The sequence below is a fragment of the Paracoccus sp. NFXS7 genome (assembly GCF_040148865.1).
In the GTDB taxonomy this organism is placed as follows: domain Bacteria; phylum Pseudomonadota; class Alphaproteobacteria; order Rhodobacterales; family Rhodobacteraceae; genus Paracoccus; species Paracoccus marcusii.
In genome coordinates, this window is the sequence record NZ_JAKEKV010000018.1 from 30,985 (window position 1) to 34,215 (window position 3,231).

2 protein-coding genes are annotated in these 3,231 nt (G+C 59.2%); both read right to left on the reverse strand.

Translation table 11 applies throughout. The features are described from left to right. Positions 1-151: 151 nt before the first annotated feature. Positions 152-1,328 (reverse strand): IS3 family transposase gene (locus tag LZ686_RS18140; RefSeq protein WP_349548671.1). Its coding sequence is split into 2 segments (ribosomal slippage): positions 152-1,082 and positions 1,081-1,328, totalling 1,179 coding nucleotides; the frame shifts between segments, so codons are not numbered across the junction. A gap of 389 nt (positions 1,329-1,717) precedes the next feature. Then, positions 1,718-2,686 carry a CFI-box-CTERM domain-containing protein gene (locus LZ686_RS18145; RefSeq protein ID WP_349548670.1) on the reverse strand — a complete coding sequence of 323 codons (969 nt, stop codon included), beginning with the start codon at positions 2,684-2,686 and terminating at the stop codon, positions 1,718-1,720. Positions 2,687-3,231 lie beyond the last annotated feature (545 nt).

Genomic DNA, 3,231 nt, shown 5'->3' on the forward strand with positions numbered 1-3,231 from the left:
GAGCGCGTGCAGATGGACCGCTTCTACGTGATGAAGTGGAACCCGTGGATGGACCTGCGCATCATCTTCATGACCATCCCCGCCGTCGCGCTGTCCCGCGGAGCGCATTGAGCGGGCGGCTGTATCCAATGCACGAATAGCCCTGAGTTTCTTAGACACCTTCGTATTTCATCTTCTGCCGCCGTTCGAACTCGACTGGTGACAGCATCCCGTTCCTCGCATGCTTGCGCTTCGGGTTGTAGAACATCTCGATGTAATCGAACACGTCCTGCCTGGCTTCTTCGCGGGTCCGATAGGTTCGCTGTCTGATCCGTTCCCGCTTGAGGAGGTTGAAGAAGCTTTCCGCCACCGTGTTATCGTGGCAGCCTCCTAGGCGGGTCATGGAGTGCTCAAGATTGTGGGCGCACAGGAAGGCGCCCCAATCCATGCTGGTGAATTGGCTGCCCTGACCGGAGTGGATCAGCACCTTCGCCTTGGGTTTGCGTCGCCAGACCGCCATGAGCAGGGCTTGCAAGACGACGTCCGTGGTCTGGCGGCTTTGCATCGACCATCCGATGACACGCCGAGAATAGAGGTCAATGACCATCGCGAGATAGGCAAAGCCCTCCTGCGTCCGGATGTAGGTGATGTCCGTCACCCAGACACGATCCGGTGCTTCGACATCGAACTGCCTGTCGAGGGTATTGTCGACCATGACCGAAGGCTTGCCTCCGTAGCTGCCCGGACGCCGCTTGCAGCCGATCTGCGCCTTGATCCCTGCAAGCTGTGTCAGTCTGGCCGCGCGGTTCGCGCAGATACTTTCTCCCTGCTCCAGAAGATCGTCGTGCAGTTTGCGATAGCCGTAGACCTTGCCGCTGTCGGTCCAGGCATTGAGCAGCATCTTCGTCTGGCGCTTGTCTTCCATCGCCCGATTGCTCAGCGGCACCTGAAGCCATGCATTGAACCCGCTCGGTTGGATGCGCAGGCACCGGCACATGGCCCTGACGGAAAACTGCCCTCGATGCTCGGCCACGAACGCGTATCTCGCCTTGCATCCCTGGCGAAATACGCGCTCGCCACTGTCCTTGGACCGATGGCGGACAGGGCTCGCCCTTTTTTGGAATGTCCCGCTCTTCCGACACGCGCGCCAGCTCGCGCATCAGCCGACGGACCTCGACATCCTTATTGGTCTCGCCTGTGGCCGCCTTCGCGACCTTGCGCTTCCACGCATAGAGCGAAGGCAGTCTGACCCCAAGCCGCTCCGAAACCTCCTTGATCGGGTAGCCCCGCTCCGTGATCTGTGCGACCGCGTCACGCTTGAACTCGTCTGTGAAATTGACTGTGCCCATCATGGCATCCTTGCCTCAAAGTTAGCGAAGAAGGCGTCCAGGAAACATGGGGCTATTCAGATCACCCTTGCAGCAACCGTCATCTGTTGGTCGGGAATCCAGACGATAAGCGCATGCGGACTAAGCGCAGGACCTCAGGATCCGTAACGAGGTAGGGAAATACATGTTTTGTTATAGTGAGACATTCTATAGCCGAAGGCGGAAGCGCCATAACAGAGAGATTCCGTTACCTGCCAAGTCTGAACGTTCGTAGGAGATGAGACGCACTGGCATCGACGAACCTCTTTGCTGCTCCATAATGCTGCAAACTTCGATCTCTCAATGCTATGCACGAGACGACTGGCAACATGCCCCATGGTAAGCGAACGACCAGATGGTACACGCGACGTTTACAACCGTCGATCTACACTCGCACGCCATGCCGACATGAGTGAACCTGTCTGCCTCGGCAGCGCCCCCATCATATGACAGCATAGTATCTTCCGGCATCCAGATACGATCGGTCGCAGCGCCAGTCGCGCCATACGGCCCGAAGCGCCGGTCGGCACGACACGTTTGGCCAGAACGGGGCCTACGCGCCAATAAAGGCGGATGAAGGCGCGGCCAGTTGGGTATTTGACAAGCACGCGATCCCGGTATCGGCGAAGCGTCACCACATCCGGATGCATACGGTCTCCATAGGCTGCGGTTGCGACGAAGCATGCCCCTCCCGAGGCGCCCTGATCCTCCTGGTCGGTGTCAGCCTCGTCACCAATGCCTTCGTCATCCGAAGGGTCATCACTAACGGCAGGCAATTCGTCCGCGTCTGCCGCTGGCTGCGACGTTCCGGGAACCGGCTCGCCGTCGATATACTGCGTCGTGACGGTCTGTCCGTGCACCGTCTCCTGGACCAGGACGGGCTGGGTCGTGTTTGCGAAATTCTGGGTCATGAACAACGCGTCCTGAGTTCCGCCCTGCCCCTCAACCGACCCCAACGACAGGCCGATCCCGATATACGCAACATCGGGATCGAGGATGTTCGCCTGATGGGAGGGGCTTTCCATCAGCGCGGAATGCAGCCGGTCGACGTCGGCTTCGGTCGCCTGACCGCTCAGTCCCGTATAGGCCACATTCTCCGTCAGGTTCCACGACCCGCCGGCAAGCGGAAAGTCCGCATCCTCGACCCTGTCGGTCGGAGACGATCCATTCTCGCCAGCGTGCGAAATTGCCTGCTCTTCGGCCATCCAGTCGGAATGGTCCTGGGCTGCGGCGTTCAGATGAACTTCGACGCGGACCGGGTTGAGGCCAGTCTGTTCCCGCTCTGCATTCACCAGATCGACGACGTGAAGTTCAAGACTGTTCGCGATCTCAGATGGCATCTTCCGCTCCAATTCCGTGAAGGAGGAGCGCGATGAAAATTTGCCGACGCAGTGGCCTGCTTGTCAGGCACGCTGCCTCATCTGACGCGAAGCTTGTCACAGCTTCCCAAGCTTTTCCAGATGAGCAGGCACGGTCGGCGACCGTCCGCCGGGTGATTGCATCAGGCCCTGTCCCTTCGCCGGCTTTGCGCAAACGCACGGACCTTTCGTTCAACACTCAGGCCATGCAGCACGATCATGCGGAGCCATCATGCTCGCCTGTTCTACCAGCGATCGATGCATGGCTTTGAGAGAGGATGCCGACAGAACAATGATGCCGCCAGCATGCCTCAAGACCAAGCACAATCATGATTCCTCCAGAAGCACGCGGGTTGAAATCGAGCGCGAAATTCCCCTTCACTGATGTTCTCCCCATTCCTTTGACAGGATCTGGCGCTTTTCAAGCTCTGATCTGCTCCTGCTGATCGGGTTGCGTTGCTTCTCCTGTCAGTGAGGAGACCACTGCCGGCGGTCGGCCGCCAGGGGCCTTGTGCGGCCGGCGGTGG

What these genes read in the sequence shown, in the direction of transcription:
- LZ686_RS18145 (WP_349548670.1), bottom strand. Translation starts at nt 2,686, where the DNA reads ATGCCATCTGAGATCGCGAACAGTCTTGAACTTCACGTCGTCGATCTG.